Origin of the sequence: Anaeromusa acidaminophila DSM 3853, from assembly GCF_000374545.1 — a bacterium.
Taxonomy (GTDB): Bacteria; Bacillota; Negativicutes; order Anaeromusales; family Anaeromusaceae; genus Anaeromusa; species Anaeromusa acidaminophila.
This window is the reverse complement of the sequence record NZ_KB894593.1, coordinates 1-17816: the sequence shown is the minus strand read 5'-3', so window position 1 is coordinate 17816 and position 17816 is coordinate 1. Positions and strand designations below refer to the sequence as shown.

General features: G+C 50.4%; 14 protein-coding genes and 1 other annotated feature. Of the genes, 1 reads left to right on the top strand and 13 read right to left on the bottom strand.

Annotation, left to right across the window (positions count from 1 at the left end; translation table 11 throughout):
- Positions 1 to 84: 84 nt before the first annotated feature.
- The 3 genes from C508_RS0109805 to C508_RS0109795 all read right to left on the bottom strand — a co-directional run bounded on the left by C508_RS0109805 (position 85) and on the right by C508_RS0109795 (position 4793).
- A complete protein-coding gene (locus C508_RS0109805; protein ID WP_018703386.1) occupies positions 85 to 465 on the bottom strand; it encodes a hypothetical protein in 381 nt (126 codons plus the stop codon).
- Positions 466 to 567: 102 nt separating this feature from the next.
- Positions 568 to 1863: a bifunctional folylpolyglutamate synthase/dihydrofolate synthase gene (locus tag C508_RS0109800; RefSeq protein ID WP_018703385.1), complete on the bottom strand. Its 1296-nt coding sequence runs from the start codon at positions 1861 to 1863 to the stop codon at positions 568 to 570.
- A gap of 275 nt (positions 1864 to 2138) precedes the next feature.
- Positions 2139 to 4793 (bottom strand): valine--tRNA ligase, encoded by a 2655-nt coding sequence (locus C508_RS0109795; RefSeq protein ID WP_018703384.1) that lies wholly within the window; start codon positions 4791 to 4793, stop codon positions 2139 to 2141.
- Between the two features lie 42 nt (positions 4794 to 4835).
- Positions 4836 to 5055, bottom strand: a binding site (T-box leader).
- Positions 5056 to 5206: 151 nt separating this feature from the next.
- Between C508_RS0109795 and ilvD the strand changes: the two genes are divergently transcribed.
- Positions 5207 to 6859: a dihydroxy-acid dehydratase gene (gene ilvD / locus C508_RS0109790; protein WP_018703383.1), complete on the top strand. Its 1653-nt coding sequence runs from the start codon at positions 5207 to 5209 to the stop codon at positions 6857 to 6859.
- A 166-nt stretch (positions 6860 to 7025) separates the two neighbouring features.
- Here ilvD and gltA read toward each other — a convergent pair whose 3' ends face one another.
- The 10 genes from gltA to C508_RS18250 form a co-directional block, all read right to left on the bottom strand.
- Positions 7026 to 8426, bottom strand: coding sequence for an NADPH-dependent glutamate synthase (gltA, locus tag C508_RS0109785; RefSeq protein WP_018703382.1), 1401 nt, complete (start codon positions 8424 to 8426; stop codon positions 7026 to 7028).
- Positions 8411 to 9277 carry a sulfide/dihydroorotate dehydrogenase-like FAD/NAD-binding protein gene (locus C508_RS0109780; protein WP_018703381.1) on the bottom strand — a complete coding sequence of 289 codons (867 nt, stop codon included), beginning with the start codon at positions 9275 to 9277 and terminating at the stop codon, positions 8411 to 8413. Before C508_RS0109780 ends, gltA begins: the two co-directional genes overlap by 16 nt.
- A gap of 19 nt (positions 9278 to 9296) precedes the next feature.
- Positions 9297 to 10964, bottom strand: a complete 1668-nt coding sequence (locus tag C508_RS0109775; protein ID WP_018703380.1) for a formate--tetrahydrofolate ligase — start codon at positions 10962 to 10964, stop codon at positions 9297 to 9299.
- Between the two features lie 27 nt (positions 10965 to 10991).
- Positions 10992 to 11852 (bottom strand): bifunctional methylenetetrahydrofolate dehydrogenase/methenyltetrahydrofolate cyclohydrolase FolD, encoded by an 861-nt coding sequence (gene folD, locus C508_RS0109770; RefSeq protein WP_018703379.1) that lies wholly within the window; start codon positions 11850 to 11852, stop codon positions 10992 to 10994.
- Between the two features lie 17 nt (positions 11853 to 11869).
- Entirely contained in the window at positions 11870 to 12718 is an 849-nt protein-coding gene (locus tag C508_RS0109765) for a UbiA-like polyprenyltransferase (protein WP_018703378.1), read from the bottom strand.
- Positions 12711 to 14171 (bottom strand): menaquinone biosynthesis decarboxylase, encoded by a 1461-nt coding sequence (locus tag C508_RS0109760; RefSeq protein ID WP_018703377.1) that lies wholly within the window; start codon positions 14169 to 14171, stop codon positions 12711 to 12713. The genes C508_RS0109765 and C508_RS0109760 overlap by 8 nt, the downstream gene beginning before the upstream one ends.
- A gap of 149 nt (positions 14172 to 14320) precedes the next feature.
- Positions 14321 to 15100 carry a twin-arginine translocase subunit TatC gene (tatC, locus tag C508_RS0109755; protein WP_018703376.1) on the bottom strand — a complete coding sequence of 260 codons (780 nt, stop codon included), beginning with the start codon at positions 15098 to 15100 and terminating at the stop codon, positions 14321 to 14323.
- A gap of 8 nt (positions 15101 to 15108) precedes the next feature.
- Positions 15109 to 15330 (bottom strand): twin-arginine translocase TatA/TatE family subunit, encoded by a 222-nt coding sequence (locus C508_RS0109750; RefSeq protein WP_018703375.1) that lies wholly within the window; start codon positions 15328 to 15330, stop codon positions 15109 to 15111.
- A gap of 126 nt (positions 15331 to 15456) precedes the next feature.
- On the bottom strand, positions 15457 to 17112 hold the full coding sequence (locus C508_RS0109745) for an L-lactate permease (protein ID WP_018703374.1): 1656 nt from the start codon (positions 17110 to 17112) through the stop codon (positions 15457 to 15459).
- A 463-nt stretch (positions 17113 to 17575) separates the two neighbouring features.
- On the bottom strand, positions 17576 to 17816 hold a 241-nt coding region (locus C508_RS18250; RefSeq protein WP_018703249.1), incomplete at its 5' end, for a transposase.

Sequence of the window (17816 nt, the reverse complement as noted above, 5' to 3'; positions counted from 1 at the left end):
GCCAGAGTTAGCAGAGGAAACGCTAGTAAACAGCGGCGATTGCGTACAAAAAAAGCATTCCTTCGGCAGGAATGCTTTTTCTCTTTATATTTTTTGCCAAGGCGCAAAAGCCTGTTGCAGCTCTAGTACGTCAAATTTGAACTCCCGCCGCATCCAGACATCCTCCGGCAACTGCCGGCTGACCTGGTGAGACATTTCGCCCAAGGCTTCACGAATGGTCGGCGGATGCGCTTCGCACGTAAATGATGCATGATCCAGCCAACGTTGCTGCTGGTGAAACCAAGAGCGCGCCTGTAATTGATTAGAAGTCTGCCCCCGCAGAATTTCCAGAGTAATGACAGGACTAGCTCCCGGTACTGGCGGTTCCGCTAAAGGTTCTACCAGCCCCTTGGTCCCATGATAACGCCATGTCCCCTCCGGCAAGGCGTTTTGAAAAAAACGCTGAGCAAACTCTTCAATGCGCATGACCATACCTCCTTGTCACTTTCCGTAGACAACTTTACCAAATTTCGACAAGGAGGTAAACATGTATCATCTAAATATTTTGTATTCTTTGCTGATTTGTAATTATTTGTTTTGCAATTTTCCCAGAAGAAGAGGCCGTACCGCGCCTAGCAAGTATAGCGACCCTGCTACGCAAGCCACTTTCTGCGGCTCTTGCTCCGCCAATTGCAACAACCGGTTTACACCCTCTCCCCAATCCTGCACTGCTTCCACTTGGTGCGGCGGAAAATGGCTCGCCAAATCCTTCGCTTCTGCGGCGCGTTCTGAAAGAGGCCTCACCGCAATGACCCGATCTTGTTCCCGCACCAAAATGCTGGTAATACCATCAATATCCTTATCCTTTAAAATACCTAATAAAAAAAGCACCGCATCCCCTGGAAACACTTGGTCCAATGTGCGCCGCAGCACCGCAGCGCCAGCCGGATTATGCGCCCCGTCAACCACCAGCGGCGGCTGGGTGCGCAGCACTTCAAAGCGCCCCGGCCAGCAAGCCTTTGCCAAACCGCTAGCAACAGCTTCCTGGTTCACTGCGGTTTCCCTTAATGCTAACGCCGCCATTACCGCCAACGAGGCGTTATATGCTTGATGTTCCCCCACAAGGCGCGCCTGCAAAGACCAGTTGGATCCGTCAGGCTGCTGCAGCCTCCAGGAAATTCCGTTTAAAGACATAGACTGTATCTGGGCTTGCCATTCTTCGCCGAGCACTTGCACCACCGCGCCGCACTCAGCCGCTCGGCGTCGGATAACCTCAAGCGCCTCTCCCTGCGCAGCCGTCAAGACTTGAGCGTTTTTCTTGATAATCCCCGCCTTATGTTCAGCTATTTCCCTCACCGTAGACCCGCAGCGATCCTCATGTTCCAGGGTCACATTGGTAATTACCGCCACCCGACTGTCAATGACATTAGTTGAATCCAGGCTCCCGCCCAGCCCAACTTCAATTACTGCGTAGTCCACTTTCATGACCGCAAACACGACAAATGCAGCTGCCGTCAGCACCTCAAACTGTGTCGGATGTTCCAAGCCGTCCCGCTCCATCTCTCGCGCCGCTGCAGCCGTTTGTTCAATCGCGTCGGCAAAAACAGACTCTTCCACTTCCAAGCCGTCAATACGCATACGTTCTGTATAACGTTCCAGATGCGGCGACGTATACATGCCGGTACGAAAACCGGCTTCCCGCAAAACAGCAGCCAAACAAGCTGTCGTAGATCCCTTGCCGTTTGTGCCGGTAATATGAATGGTAGGATATTTTTTCTCCGGATGCCCTAAACGAATTACCAGCTCCTGCATCCGTTCCAAACCCAGACGAATGCCAAAACGCGACAAACCTTCCAAGTATGCAATCGACTCTTGATAAGTCATCGAAAAACCTCCTTTCAAGTTTACGCACTTTCTAAATTGAGTATTGATCGCTAGAAGGAAAGCACTGCTGAAATGAGCTGTCCAGATTGGCAAAGAATTTTTTGCTTCTATCTAGGCGACAAATCACAGGCATAGCGGCGCTATGTCGAAGATTTGACAACGCAGAGAGAGAAAAAAGGCTCGACAAGATGGATGGCAAATAAAGCAATGCTTTCCCTTAAAACTAACGCCGCTGCCACCAGAGGGGGCAGCGGCGCATTGTAGAACTCCGTAGATTACAACGTTGCTAAATAGTCCATGCGTTCGCGGATTGCGCCTAATTTTTCCTCGCACTCTTGCGCTTTAGCGCGTTCTTTTTCAACTACCGCCGCCGGTGCTTTAGCCATAAAGCCTTCGTTGCCAAGCTTGCCGGTAATCCTCGCTAGTTCCTTGGTCAGAGCTTCACGCTCTTTCGAGAGGCGGGCCGTTTCTTTTTCTACGTCAATCAAGCCCTTAAGCGGCAGGTATACTTCCAGCCCAGCTACCACAGTCGCCATCGCGTTCTCCGGTTTTTCCGCGCCCACTGCCGGCAAGGTCACAGGCTCTGCCGCCGCCAATTGACGGAAATATCCTTCGTTTTGCTGCAGCACGCTGCGCACATCTTCACTGCCTGCCTGCAGAATCACTTCGCTGCGCCGTCCCGGTGGCACATTCATTTCCGCCCGCATGTTACGTATGCCTTTGACGGCCTCCATGATCAGGTTCATCTGCGTTTCTGCCGCGGCATCATTCCGTTCCGTCTGCGCAGAAGGCCAAGAGGCTTTCATAATGCTGCTGCCTTCATGAGGCAGATGCTGCCAGATTTCTTCGGTAATAAAAGGCATGAAAGGATGCAGCAGACGCATGGTTCCTTCCAGAACCTCCCATAACACATACTGGGCCACCGCGCGCTGCTCCGCTTCTTCCTTGTTGTACAAACGCGGCTTCGCCATTTCAATATACCAATCGCAGTACTCGCCCCAAAGGAATTCATACACCAAGCGAGCTGCCTCTCCCAGTTCGAAGCGGCCCAGGTTATCGGTCACCGCTTTAGCCACTTTGTCATAGCGGCTGAGAATCCAGCGATCCGCCAAGGTCAGCTGTTCCGCCTGCGGCGCCTGGCCGTTAAAGCCTTCCAGGTTCATCAGCACAAAGCGGGAAGCGTTCCAAATTTTATTGGCGAAGTTACGGCTGGCTTCCACCCGCTCCCAATAAAAACGCATATCATTGCCAGGCGTGTTGCCTGTAATCAGCATAAAGCGCAGCGTATCGGCGCCATACTTCTCCACTACTTCCAGCGGATCAATGCCATTCCCCAACGACTTGGACATTTTTCGTCCCTGGCTGTCGCGCACCAAACCATGAATGAAGACATGATGGAAAGGAATTTCCTGCTTGAATTCTAGGCCCATCATAATCATCCGCGCTACCCAGAAGAAAATAATATCATAACCGGTTACCAACACGCTTGTGGGATAAAACTGCCGCAACTCCACAGTGTTTTCCGGCCACCCCATCGTAGAAAAAGGCCATAACGCGGAGCTAAACCACGTATCCAGCACGTCTGGATCCTGCTCGACAGCGCCGCCGCAATGCGGGCAAACTGTCAGATCATCCCGGGAAACAATGGTTTTGCCGCAGCTTTCGCAGTACCAAGCGGGAATGCGGTGTCCCCACCAAATTTGCCGGGAAATACACCAGTCGCGGATGTTTTCCAACCAGTTCAAATAAGTGCGACTGAAACGCTCCGGCACAAACTGCACCCGACCATCCCGAACTACTTCCATCGCCGGTTTCGCCAATGGTTCCATTTTCACAAACCACTGTTTAGATACCAATGGCTCCACAACGGTTCCGCAGCGCTGGCAATGGCCCACTGCATGCGGATGGCTTTCTACCTTAACCAAAACGCCCATCGCTTCCAAGTCCGCCAAAAGCTCTTTGCGACACTCGTAACGATCCTGTCCGGCGTATTTACCAGCCTCTTCGGTCATATTTCCTTCGGGTCCAATAACTACAACCTGTTCCAGTTTGTGACGCTGCCCCATCTCAAAATCGTTAGGATCATGGGCTGGCGTAATTTTTACAGCCCCTGTACCAAAGGAAGGATCAACATAGTCATCCGCTAAAAGAGGAATGCGACGATTCACCACCGGCAGAATCAAAGTTTTGCCGATTAAATCCTTGTAACGCGCATCGTCCGGATGCACCGCCACCGCCGTATCGCCCAACATGGTCTCAGGACGCGTGGTGGCAATGATCACGTGACGGCCGGCTTCACCTTCCACTTCATAGCGCAGATGATACAAATGACCTTCTTTTTCCTCATGCTCTACTTCAATATCGCTTAAAGCCGTATGACAACGCACACACCAATTGGTAATGCGGTGTCCTTGATAAATCAGCCCCTTTTCATATAGAGAAACAAAGACCTCCCGAACAGCTTGAGAACATCCTTCATCCATCGTAAAGCGTTCCCGCTCCCAATCACAGGAAGCTCCCAAGCTCCGCAGTTGCCTAGTAATACGGTCGCCATACTGCTGTTTCCATTCCCAAACGCGTTCAATGAAAGCATCACGCCCTAGATCATAACGGCTTTTGCCTTCTTCTTTTTTCAGCATCTCTTCCACTTTAATTTGGGTAGCAATGCCTGCATGGTCAGTGCCGGGCATCCAAAGAGTGTCGTCGCCGCGCATCCGATGCCAACGAATTAAAATATCCTGCAACGTATTATCAAGAGCATGCCCCATATGCAACTGCCCCGTTACATTAGGCGGTGGAATTACAATACTGAAAGCATCTTTTTGTTCATTAGCTTCTGCATGAAAGCAGCCTTCTTTTTCCCAAGCTGTATACCATTTTTCTTCGACACCCTTGGGATCATACACACTGGATAAGTTTTTCTCTGTCATGCCTGTTCCCCTTTCAACAATAAAAGGCCTTTTCATCCTTTTTGTAAGGACGAAAAAGCCTCATTTCGCGGTACCACCTTGCTTCTCCGGGTCGCCCCGGACTCTAACGGCTGTAACATAGCCGCCGACGGCTGCGCCTACTATTGGGTTCAGCGCAGCAGCTCCGGGAGGACCTTCAACCATCGTTTCCGTAAGACCTTCCAGCCAAGGGTCTTTTCTCTGACCGCAATTCGACGTCTACTCTTCCCATCTTCACTTTCTATGCAATTATTTTTATCATACCTGCTTGCTTATTCCTTGTCAACACCGCTTTACTTACAATAACTTTCAGGCTTTTCAATCTTGCATTATGTATTTTTCCAGTGTATGATCTTAACAAAAGACCTCTCAAGAGGAAAAGGAGTGAGCTTTTCTTGCGCAGTGATATTGTAAAAAAAGGTTCCACCCGTGCCGCCCATCGTACTCTCTTTTATGCTATGGGCTTTGGTCCTGATGAGCTGAAAAAGCCTCTCATCGGCATTGTCAATTCCTTTAATGAAATCATTCCCGGTCACATGCATTTGCGTGAAATTGCCGAAGCAGCCAAGCAGGGGGTTTTGGCCGCCGGCGGTACTCCCATGGAATTTCCAGCTATCGGCATCTGTGATGGCATTGCCATGGGCCATGACGGCATGAAATTCCCCTTGGCCAGCCGAGAGCTTATTGCCGATTCCATTGAATCCGTAGCAACCGCTCACGGTTTCGATGGTCTGGTACTCATTCCTAACTGTGACAAAATTGTTCCAGGCATGCTCATGGCTGCCGCTCGCTTGAATATTCCTTCGGTCGTCGTCAGCGGCGGTCCTATGCTAGCTGGCCGCCATCAAGGCAAGGATATCAGCGTCAGCAATCTCTTTGAGGCTGCCGGCCGTTTTGAGGCCGGTAAAATTTCCGCCGAAGAGTTAGAGGATCTCGAAGCCTCCGGCTGTCCCGGCTGCGGTTCCTGTGCGGGCCTCTTCACCGCCAACAGCATGAACTGCCTAACAGAAGTACTTGGCATGGGCCTGCCCGGGAATGGCACGATTCCAGCCGTCTATAACGGACAACGACGTTTGCTGGCAAAAAAAGCCGGCAAAGTCATCTTAGATTTGGTGGCTAACGACATCAAACCGCGCGATATCTTAACGCCTGCCGCTTTCCACAACGCTATTGCCGTCGACATGGGCATTGGCGGCTCCTCCAACACCGTCCTGCATTTGCTGGCTATCGCCCACGAAGCCGGTGTTCCCTTGGCGCCGGAAACCTTTGACCAAATTAGCGCCAAAACGCCGTACATCGCCAAACTCAGCCCTGCCGGCAGCCATCATCTGCAGGATCTGAACGAAGCCGGGGGCATCAACGCCGTTATTAAAGAGCTGGCTAAAAAGAATGTCATCGATTTAACTGCCCGCACTGTTGACGGCACGATGGGTGAACGTGTAGCACAGGCAGTCATCTTACGGCCTGATGTCATTCGTACCGTCGAAGATCCTTACATGAACAAAGGCGGCATCGCCATTCTCAAGGGCAACTTAGCCCCAGATACCGCGGTCGTCAAGGAAAGCGCCGTAGCGCCGGATATGCTTAACTTCACCGGCCCTGCCAAATGCTTTGATTCCGAAGAAGACGCAATCGATGCCATTATCGCCAAAAAAGTCCAGAACGGCGACGTCGTCATCATCCGCTACGAAGGCCCCAAAGGCGGCCCGGGTATGCGAGAAATGCTCAACCCCACCGCCGTTATCGCCGGCATGGGTCTCAAGGTAGCGCTCTTGACGGACGGCCGCTTCAGCGGCGCGACCCGCGGCGCCTGCATCGGCCATATTTCCCCGGAAGCCCGAGACGGAGGCCCCTTAGCTTTTGTCCAAAACGGTGACACCATTGAAATCGACATCCCTGGCCGCAAGCTGAATGTAGCGATTAGCGATGACGAAATGGCCAAGCGCAAGGCTGCCTGGCAGCCGCCAGCTCCTAAAGTGGACAAAGGCTACCTGGTCCGCTACGCTCGCATGGTCACCTCGGCCAACAGCGGCGCAGTGCTGAAGTAGGAATCAAGAAAGCCAACGGGGTTGGATATGCTGCCGTTTATACAGAACTTCCTAGTCCTTGGAAAATTTAGGATTTTCATCCGTAAAAGCTTATAAATTCTGGTATAGTATCAAAAACACCATTGGCTGACCGCAAGGTCCTCCAATGGTGTTTTTTATGTCTATATTATTTGCGTTTGCTTTTCAGATACTCATCCATGGCGGCGGCGGCTTTTTTGCCGGCCCCCATGGCCAAAATAACTGTCGCAGCGCCGGTGACAACGTCACCACCGGCAAAAACGCCTTCGCGGCTGGTAGCGCCGGTTTCCGCGTCAGCTACAATATTACCGCGGCGGTTGACTTCCAGACCTTTGGTTGTCTGCTGCACCAGCGGATTCGGGCCCTGGCCGATGGCCATGATCACCGTATCTACATCCAGCTCAAACTCCGAACCTGGTACCGCTTCCGGACGTCTGCGTCCTGAGGCGTCCGGCTCGCCCAAAGTCATGCGGATGCAACGCAATTGGCGTACCCAGCCTTCAGCATCGCCCAAGATTTCCACCGGATTGTTGAGAAGCTGAAAATCAATGCCTTCTTCTTTGGCATGATGCACTTCTTCCAAACGCGCCGGCAGTTCGGCTTCGGAACGGCGATAGACGATATAAACCTTCTCCGCTCCCAGGCGCAGCGCCGTACGAGCGGCGTCCATGGCTACATTGCCGCCGCCGACAACGGCGACGCGGCGTCCCACGTGAATGGGGGTAGCGCATTCGGGAAAACGGTAGGCTTTCATCAAATTGCAGCGGGTCAAAAACTCATTAGCCGAATAAACGCCATTGTACTGTTCTCCGGGAATACCCATAAAATGAGGCAGCCCTGCGCCAGTAGCAATAAACACAGCTTCAAAGCCCTCTTCTTCCATCAGCTCGTCAATAGTATAAGTCTGGCCGATAACGACATTGACTTCAATATCCACGCCCAGTTTCCGCAAGGCGTCAATTTCTGCTTGAACCACTTCTTCTTTAGGCAGGCGAAATTCTGGAATGCCATACACCAGCACGCCTCCCGGACGGTGCAAGGCTTCAAATACCGTCACCTTATAGCCGCGCTTGGCCATTTCGCCAGCAGCGGTCAAGCCCGCCGGTCCTGAACCGATGACAGCGACTTTCTGAGCGTCAGCCGCAGCCGTCTCTTCTTGCGGTTCATCCTGGCTGCGTACCGTGTCAGCCGTATAGCGTTCCAAACGGCCAATACCAACAGCCTCGCCTTTTTTCGCCAAGACGCAGTACTTTTCGCACTGTTCTTCCTGCGGGCAGACGCGGCCGCAAACAGCTGGCAAACCATTATATTCTTTCAGCACTTCCCTGGCCCCAACAACGTCGCCGGTTTTCAGCTTGCCGATAAATCCGGGAATATCGACTCCCACCGGACATCCCTGACGACAAGGAGCGGTTTTGCACTGCAAACAGCGCGCCGCTTCGGTCAAGGCCTGTTCTTCAGAATACCCCAACGTCACTTCTTTGAAGTTGCGGCCGCGCTCTATGGCGTCTTGTTCCGGCATAGGCGTTTTTTTCAGCGAGAGTGACATTGGCATTGCCCTCCTTCATGATGACCGTGGCCGCCGCAGCTGTGTTCTGTATGGCGAGCTTCCTGGCTCTTATACATGCGTTGTCTGGACATGAGCGCGTCAAAATCAACCTTATGGGCGTCAAATTCCGGTCCGTCTACACAGGCAAATTTAACTTCATCCCCTAGGGACACACGGCAGCCGCCGCACATGCCAGTGCCGTCGACCATAACTGGATTGAGGCTGACAACCGTCGGCACGCCAAAGGAACGAGTGGTTTCCGCTACGCTTTTCATCATAATGACGGGTCCGATAGCCATAACCAAGTCAATTTTCTTGCCGGACTCCAAGAGCCGCTGCAAGGGACCTGTTACACGGCCAGCTTCGCCATAAGAGCCGTCATCCGTAGTGACCACCAATTCATCACTGACCGCAGCCATTTCTTTTTCATAAATCAAGAGATCCTTGTTGCGAGCGCCAATGATGGAAATCACTTCGTTCCCAGCTTGTTTCATCCCCCTGGCAATGGGATATACAGGCGCTACGCCAATACCGCCGCCTACGCAAATAACCGTCCCCAGCTTTTCGATATGTGTTTTTTGTCCCAAAGGCCCTACTAAATCATGCAGGCTCTGGCCCTGCTCTAATTGTCCCATCAGTCGGGTGCTAGCGCCCACTTCTTGAAAAATCAGCACAATCGTGCCGGCTTCGCGGTTAAAATCGGCAATCGTCAGAGGAATGCGCTCCCCTTCTTCGTCCACACGGACAATGACAAATTGCCCAGGCTGCGCTTTCTTGGCAATGCGCGGCGCCGCAACTTCAAAAAGCTTGACGTCAGCAGACAGACTTTCTTTACGTACAATCTGGTACATGCTCTTCCTCCTTCGAATTTTAGAACAAACCGCTGATGCGGCCCTTCACATCGATATCCATGCGTTCCGCCGCCGGACGCTTTGGCAGCCCCGGCATGGTCATGATGTCGCCGGTGAGGGCCACCAAAAAGCCAGCCCCAGCGGCCACGCGCACTTCCCGTACGGTAATAGTAAAGCCTTCCGGCCGTCCCAGCTTGCGCATATCGTCAGACAAAGAATACTGGGTCTTCGCCATGCAAATCGGGGTCTTATCATAGCCCAGTGCATTCAGCTCGGCAATGGCCTTATCCGCCGCCGCTGTATAGTTTACATCCGCCGCTCCATAGATTTCTTTGGCAATGGCGGCAATTTTTTCTTTAATCGGCTGCGCTGCATCATAAAGCAGTTTGAAGTTGCTAGGCTGTTCGCAGGCTGCCAATACTTTCTTGGCCAGCTCTTCGCCGCCAGCGCCGCCTTTAGCCCAAACCTCGGATAAAGCCACTTCAGCGCCCAGCTTTTTGCAGCATTCTTCCACTCTGGCTAATTCCGCCGTCGTATCCGTCGGGAACGCATTAATGGCTACCACCGTCGGCAGACCGTATTTTTTCATGTTTTCAATATGCTTCGTCAAGTTGGCCATGCCGGCTTCCAAAGCCGTTAGGTTTTCTTGGCCCAGTTCTTCTTTCGCCACGCCGCCATGCATTTTGAGGGCTCGTACAGTCGCCACAATAACTGTGGCGCTTGGACGCAGGCCGGCAAAGCGGCACTTGATATCCAAAAACTTTTCGGCCCCCAAATCGGCGCCAAAACCAGCTTCCGTTACCACTACATCCGCCAGCTTCAAGGCGTATTTCGTCGCCATCACGCTATTGCAGCCATGAGCAATATTGGCAAAGGGACCGCCATGTACAAAAGCAGGTGTATGTTCCAGCGTCTGTACCATGTTTGGTTTAATGGCGTCCTTGAACAATAGCGTCAGCGCACCGGTCACGTTAAGCTGCGCTGCTGTGACCGGCTTATTATCGTACGTATATCCCACAATAATCCGGCCAATACGTTCCTTCATGTCCTCCAGATCGCTGGCTAAACACAAGATAGCCATCATCTCCGAAGCCACGGTAATGTCAAAACCGCTTTCACGCGGCACGCCGTGGACCTTGCCCCCAAGGCCGCAAATCACGCTGCGCAGCGCCCGATCATTTAAATCCAGCACGCGCCGCCAAGTAATGCGCCGCGGGTCAATATTCAGCTCATTACCTTGATGAATATGGTTGTCAAGAACAGCTGCCAACAGGTTATGCGCTGAAGTAATGGCGTGAAAATCACCGGTAAAATGCAGGTTAATGTCTTCCATCGGCACAACCTGGGCATAACCGCCGCCAGCGGCGCCGCCTTTAATTCCGAAACAAGGCCCCAACGACGGCTCGCGCAAAGCGATGGCCACCTTATGACCCAAACGCTTCAAAGCATCTCCCAGGCCAACGGTTGTCGTAGTTTTCCCTTCTCCAGCCGGAGTCGGATTGATGGCTGTCACCAACACCAATTTGCCATCAGGACGATTTTGTACCGCTTCCCAAGCTTCTCTGGACAACTTGGCTTTATAACGCCCGTACAACTCCAGCCCTTCTTCGGGAATCCCCAGATGCTGCGCTACTTCTGCGATAGGTTTCATAATTGCCTCTTGGGCAATTTCCACATCACTCTTCACTGCAATACCCTCCTCCAAAATCGCTTCTTACTGTGCCGCCAACTGCGCCGCCTTCACCGTATTGGCCAGCAGCATAGCAATCGTCAACAATCCTACGCCGCCAGGCACAGGCGTAATAGCTCCTGCAACTTGCTGCACCTTCTCAAAATCAACATCTCCCGCCAACTTGCCGTTTGGCAGACGGTTGATGCCTACGTCGATCACTACAGCGCCGCTCTTCACCATGTCTGCCGTAACAAAATGCGTTTTACCCACAGCGGCTACCAAAATGTCCGCTTGACGAGCCATAGCCGCCAAATCCTTCGTGCGGGAATGGCAGATGGTTACCGTGGCATTCCGGGCCAACAGCAATTGCGCCATTGGTTTCCCTACAATGTTGCTACGTCCAATAACGACGGCATGCTTACCTTGAATTTCCACCCCAGCCATCTCCAGCATTTTCACACAGCCAGCAGGCGTACACGGTACGAGATGCTCGTCTCCCACCGCTAGCCGCCCCGCATTAAGCGGGTGAAAACCATCGACATCCTTGGCCGGATCGATAGCCAGCAATACTTCCTGTTCTACTGCTCGCAGCGCTTTCGGCAAAGGTAGCTGCACTAAAATTCCATGCACTGTCTTATCTTGATTCAAGAGTTCAATAACAGCAAGTAATTCTTCCTTGCTTGCTGTTCCCGGCAAACGCACAATATCCGAACGAATGCCAAGCTCTAAACAAGCCTTATGCTTGTTGTTCACATATACCTGGGATGCCGCATCCTCACCAACCAACACTACTGTCAAGCCAGGAATCACACCGGTCTTTTCCAGCAGCGCCGCCGCATCCCGCCGTACTTCTTCTTTAATCTGCAGGGCAAATTCTTTGCCTGACAAAACACGAGCGGTCATGGTCAAGCCTCCTTTTTCTACATATAAAGACTTATGAGCGTGAAAATAAACACCAAAATACTCACCAGACCATTACGCATAAAATACGCTTGCGTCACCCGACTTAAATCATCCGGTTCCACCAGCCGATGCTGGTATACCAACACCGCTGCGGCGCAAGCCACTCCTATGTAATAGGGCCAGGCTAAAGAAAATAGCGCTCCCGCAAGAAGAAAGCACAAAATACTTAGTCCATGCATCAGCTTGGCAAAAAATAGCGCCCTCCGCAAGCCAAAGCGCAGCGGCATGGAATGCAGACGCTGCCGTCCATCAAAAAGCACATCCTGGCTGCCGTAAATCACATCAAAGGCGGCAATCCAAATTGCTACCGCCAAGCCTAAAATCACAATTGCCGCAGTCAGTTCGCCCTTTACCGCCATCCAAGCGCCAATAGGCGCAATCGAAAGAGCCAGTCCCAACACCAAATGACAGGTCCAGGAAATACGCTTCATATAAGGATACAGAGTAAACGGAATCACCGCTACCGGCGCTAAAGGAATGCAAATCGGATGCAAATGACTGGCGGCAAAAAAGAACACCGCCAGACTGACCGCAATCAACAATACCGCTTCCCAAGGCTTCACCGCGCCGGTTACCATTGGCCGAGCCTTAAAGCGCGGATGCAGGCGATCATACTTTAGATCAATCAAGTTGTTCAAAGCCAATGCCGCACTGCGGGCGCCCACCATGGCGACGGTCACCCACAAAAGATCGCTGCCTGAAGGCCAGCCTCCCGAGGCCAAGACCAATCCCATGTAAGCGAAAGGCAGCGCGAATACCGAGTGCGACAAGGCAATGTTATCCATGTGCGCTTTTATCTTACTCAAGATTCAATTCCTTCCATTTCGCATCAACTCGTTTTTTTACCTCTTCTGACATAACAATTTCATCCGGCCATTCGCGGCTGTACCCTTCCGAAGGCCAGGTCTTGGTAGCGTCAATGCCAACCTTAGTCCCCCAATTCGGCATAGGAGACGAATGATCCAACACGTCCAGCGGCCCGTCCACCATCACAATATCGCGCCGAGCGTCAATATTGTTAAATACGCGCCACCAAACCTCCTGCTCATCTTGGACATTAACATGCTCATCCACAATGATCACCATCTTGGTAAACATCATCTGCCCCATGCCCCAGACAGCGTGCATTACCTTCTTAGCGTGCTGCGGGAAGCTCTTCTTAATGGAAATCATGGCGCAATTGTGGAACACCCCTGCCAAAGGCAGATTGATATCCACAATCTCCGGGAGCTGCGACTTCAATACAGGCAGGAAAATTCGTTCTGTCGCCTTGGCCATATAGCAGTCCTCCATGGGAGGTTTGCCTACAATCGTCGCCGGATAGATGGGATTCTTCCGATGGGTAATGCAGGTAATATGAAATACAGGATATTCGTCAGCCAGTGAATAATAGCCCGTGTGGTCTCCAAAAGGCCCTTCGCGGCGCAGCTCATCCAGCAGCACGTAGCCTTCCAGGATAATTTCCGCATGCGCCGGCACTTCTAAGTCTACAGTCTCACATTTTACCAGTTCCACGGCTTTTTTGCGCAAAAAGCCGGCAAATACCATTTCATCGATATCCTTCGGCAAGGGAGCCGTTGCGCAATACGTCAGTACCGGATCCGCTCCAATGGCTACGGCCACCTCAATGCGGTCTTTGCCCAATTCCTGGTGAGCCCGGAAATTTTCAGCGCCATTTTTATGAATATGCCAATGCATGCCTGTCGTCTGACCGTCAAACACCTGCATGCGGTACATGCCTACATTGCGCTTGCCATTGCGAGGATTTTTGGTAAAAACCAACGGCAACGTAATAAATTTACCAGCATCGTCTGGCCAACATTGCAAAATAGGAAACGCTTCCAACGTCGGCGCATCTTTAATAATGACTTCTTTACAGGGGCCTGTTTTTACATACTTCGGAAAATTGATGGCGCTTTTCGCTTTCGGAATCAGCTTTAATAAATCAAGCTTGTTTTGCAAAGAAATATGAGGCAATCGAAAAATTTCCGCAATATCCTCGGCAATATCGTCAAGTTTTTCCGCTCCCAACGCTAAAGCCATGCGCTCCATACTGCCAAAAGCATTCATCAAGACCGGCGCAGTATGCCCTTTAACATTTTCAAAGAGCAACGCTACATTCTTTTCCCCGGTCATCTTAGAAACGCGATCAGTTATTTCCGTAATCTCCAAATCACAATCCACTTCGGTCTGAATGCGCTTTAAAAGTCCCCGCTGCTCCAGATCACGAATGAATTCCCGTAAATCATTATAGGCCACAAGCAATCTCCTTTCTCTATCCAAACCAATATTTCTACCATATTGACCGCTTTTCATTTTCTCCTCGGCTCTATATGGCTTCTTCAACGCTAAAAAGCAGGGAAGAATGCGTCCGCCGCATGCTCTTCCCTGCTGCAATATCTTCCTTGTCAGCGGCGCAGTATATAACGCACCACCCACAAACTTGCCTCATAAAGCAGAATAATGGGAATGGCAATCATTGACTGAGTAAACACGTCCGGTGTCGGCGAAATAATCGCCCCCACAATAAAAGAACCTACCAAAACCACTTTGCGTTTCGCACGTAAAAAAGCAGATGTAATAATGCCCATTTTTGCTAAAACAATTACAAATAACGGTAATTCAAACACAAAGCCGAATGGCAATAACATCGAAACAAAAAAAGATAGATATTGGCCTAACGAAAACATTGGTGTTAGCGTTTCCGTGGCAAAGCCCATAAAAAACTGGGTAGCCGCTGGTAATACAAGAAAATAAGAAAACAAAATACCGACAAAAAACAGCAGCACAGAAGAAGGAAGCAGCACCAGCAGCATCTTGCGTTCCTTCTGTGTTAACGCCGGTACGACAAAAGCCCATACCTGGTATAAAACAATAGGTAAAGCCAGCAAAAAGCCGGCAAATACGGAAACCTTCAAATAAGCAAAAAAGGCTTCCATCGGATTCAAATAATATAATTTCCCCGCTGGCGCCGTAATCATGGCCACCAGTTGTTCGGCATAAAAATAACAAGCGCCGGAACCTACAGCCACCGCAGCCAGAACGATTAAAATCCGTCGGCGTAATTCTTCCAAATGGCCCACTAGAGACATCTCATCTTCGCCAGACGGCGGTTCCACCGGCTCCGGCTCCGTATTGATCACGGCAGGCTGGGAATCCTCTTCACGTTTTTTATCATCTGTGGACATGCGCAACCTCACTTTTTCTCCGGTGCCTGTTGTTCCTTCTCCACGGCTTTCACGTCAATGGTTTTAGACTCTTCCGGTTTTGTTTCTTCGCTTGCCACAGTAGTTGCTTTACGAAATTCCTGCAAACTCCGTCCCAAGGCTTTACCAACATCCGGTAATTTCCCTGGTCCAAAAACCACCAAAGCAATCACCAAAATCAAAACCAGTTCAGGCATACTAAAGCTGAACATATTGCCACAACCCTTCTCTGCTATTGCTTGCGTAAATCCATGTATTTCATTATACCGTTCAACTAAAAAAAAGACAACTAAGAAGGGCGGCAGGCTTACGCCTGCCGCCCTTCTTTCTTCAATTCCTTAAGGTAGCATCCAATGCAAACTATACGCCTGCAAGTACGTCAACACAGACATAAAGATCAACATCGCAATACTATGTCCCACAGTAAAGCGGAAGATATCGCCTTCGTGACCGACCATACCGGTAGCAGCAGTAGCAACGGAAATACTTTGGGGAGAAATCATTTTACCACAAACGCCGCCGGAAGAGTTAGCAGCTACCGTCAAGTAAGGATCTACGCCAATTTGTTCGGCAGCGGTACGCTGCATGCTGCCGAATAGCGCATTCGCCGACGTATCCGAGCCAGTCAAGAATACGCCCAACCAGCCAAGAATCGGCGAGAAGAATGGGAAGAGCGTCCCTGTTTTCGTGAAAGCAAGGCCCATTGTAGAGCTCATGCCCGAGAAGTTCATAATATACGCTAAACCGAGAATCATAGCAATGGTGCAAATCGGGAAAACCAATTGTTTTGTGGTACGAGCCAAGCAACTCATAGCGCGTCCCAAGCCATAATTGGGGATGATCAGCAAGGACAGCAAACCGGAGAAGAAAATAGCCGTACCTGCCGCTGACAGAAGATTCACTGTGTAAATAGCGCCGTAAGGAGTATTTTTAGCTACAACCGGCGCAGCCTTGATAACCATGTTGTGCAAACCAGGCCACTGCAGCGCAAACCATGGCATCTGTTTGTCGATATTCACAAGAACCTTCTTCAGGCCGATAAACTTATCATCCGCCCACAAGAACACTAAGAGAGCCAAAATCAAGTAAGGCGCCCAAGCGCGTAGCACTTCGCCCATGCTGTATTGCAGCTCAACTTTCCCTTCACCAGTTTGTTTTTCATCAGGGAATTTCCAGATCGTAGCCGGTTTCCAGATTTTCAGGAATATTAAGAGACCGACAATGGTCACAACTGCCGAGGTAATGTCCGGCAGATATGCATTTACATAGTTAGAGGTAAAAAACTGGGTGCCTGCGAAGCAAACGCCAGCTACAATCAAAGCCGGCAAAACTTCCATAGCCCGCTTCCAGCCAGCCATAGTCACGCACAGCCATAAGGGAACTAAGATGGACAGGAACGGCAACTGGCGTCCAACAACCTGACTGACATGCATCAGATCCAAGTTGGCAACTTGAGCCGCTACAACCACCGGAATCCCGATTGCGCCGAAAGCTACCGGCGCCGTATTGGCAATCAGACAAATACCGGCTGCATAGATGGGATTAAACCCCAAACCGGTCAACATGGCTGCCGTGATAGCTACCGGAGTACCAAAGCCAGCAGTGCCTTCAATAAAGGACCCAAATGCAAAGGCAATGAATAAGGCCTGTAAACGCCGATCATCAGTAATGGAAGCCAACGAATTTTTAATAATTTCGAATTCACCGGACTCCACGGTCATGTTGTACACCCAAATAGCAGTTACAACAATCCAGACGATCGGAAAGATACCAAATGCCGCCCCATACAATACAGAATTAATTGCATAGCCTGCAGGCATGCCCCAGGCAAAGATAGCAACAAGCACCGCCGAGGTTAAGCCAAACGCAGCCGCCACATGCCCTTTGGCCCTCTGTACACCCAACATAAAGAGAATGATAAAAAGAGGAATAGCCGCTACTAAAGCAGAGACAACAATATTACCAAGAGGATCGTATGTCTGAATCCATGTCATGCAATACACTCCTTTGCTTCCTTATTTCATCTCCTTAATAAAACGGGGGTTCAGCTTGTATTCCTTATTCATTGCCTTCCTGCGTCTTCTCAGTTCCTCCTTTCCCGCTTACTTCGGAAAGCAATACGGCAAGCCGGCGCAACCCGGTTACCTTCTTTTTCGCAATTTAGCTTTATTTTTTAATATTTTATATTTTTTCTGTCTTTTCTTAATTCTACTTACGTAACCAAAATCCTTCTCCCATCCTATCTTCTCAACCACTCGCATTGCCAGCATTCTTTCTTTTATTTCCTCTCGTTTAGTCTATATTTCTATTCAATACGACATTTTTCCAATAAAGTTCTTTCAGTTTTATCAGTTTTGTTTTTTGTATACTTTTATTTTATTCTATTTAATGCGATATTTTTCGTAAATTTAGATAGTGTCAAGGAATGTTCGCAAAAACCATCGCACTCCGAAATAGCTAAGCGCTTTTGCTCAACTGTTGTTGAATTTCGTTGATAAGCATAGGATTTATATAAGAACGCCCGCTAGACCAGTCCTCGCTATATTCGATAAGATAGCTGGTCACTAGGCGAATGTAGGAATCCATACTTGGGAAAATGCCTACGACTTTAGTGCGACGGCGTATTTCCCTGTTTAGCCGTTCCAGAAGATTGGTGGATGCAATTTTTCGAGCGTCAATTTGCCGGAAATTGAAGAAT

Bases quoted from the DNA above. Each gene is read 5' to 3' on its own strand.
- C508_RS0109805 (WP_018703386.1), bottom strand. From the start codon at position 465: ATGCGCATTGAAGAGTTTGCTCAGCGTTTTTTTCAAAACGCCTTGCCG.
- C508_RS0109800 (WP_018703385.1), bottom strand. From the start codon at position 1,863: ATGACTTATCAAGAGTCGATTGCATACTTGGAAGGTTTGTCGCGTTTT.
- C508_RS0109795 (WP_018703384.1), bottom strand. From the start codon at position 4,793: ATGACAGAGAAAAACTTATCCAGTGTGTATGATCCCAAGGGTGTCGAA.
- gltA (WP_018703382.1), bottom strand. From the start codon at position 8,426: ATGTCACTCTCGCTGAAAAAAACGCCTATGCCGGAACAAGACGCCATA.
- C508_RS0109780 (WP_018703381.1), bottom strand. From the start codon at position 9,277: ATGTACCAGATTGTACGTAAAGAAAGTCTGTCTGCTGACGTCAAGCTT.
- folD (WP_018703379.1), bottom strand. From the start codon at position 11,852: ATGACCGCTCGTGTTTTGTCAGGCAAAGAATTTGCCCTGCAGATTAAA.
- tatC (WP_018703376.1), bottom strand. From the start codon at position 15,100: ATGTCCACAGATGATAAAAAACGTGAAGAGGATTCCCAGCCTGCCGTG.
- C508_RS0109750 (WP_018703375.1), bottom strand. From the start codon at position 15,330: ATGTTCAGCTTTAGTATGCCTGAACTGGTTTTGATTTTGGTGATTGCT.
- C508_RS0109745 (WP_018703374.1), bottom strand. From the start codon at position 17,112: ATGACATGGATTCAGACATACGATCCTCTTGGTAATATTGTTGTCTCT.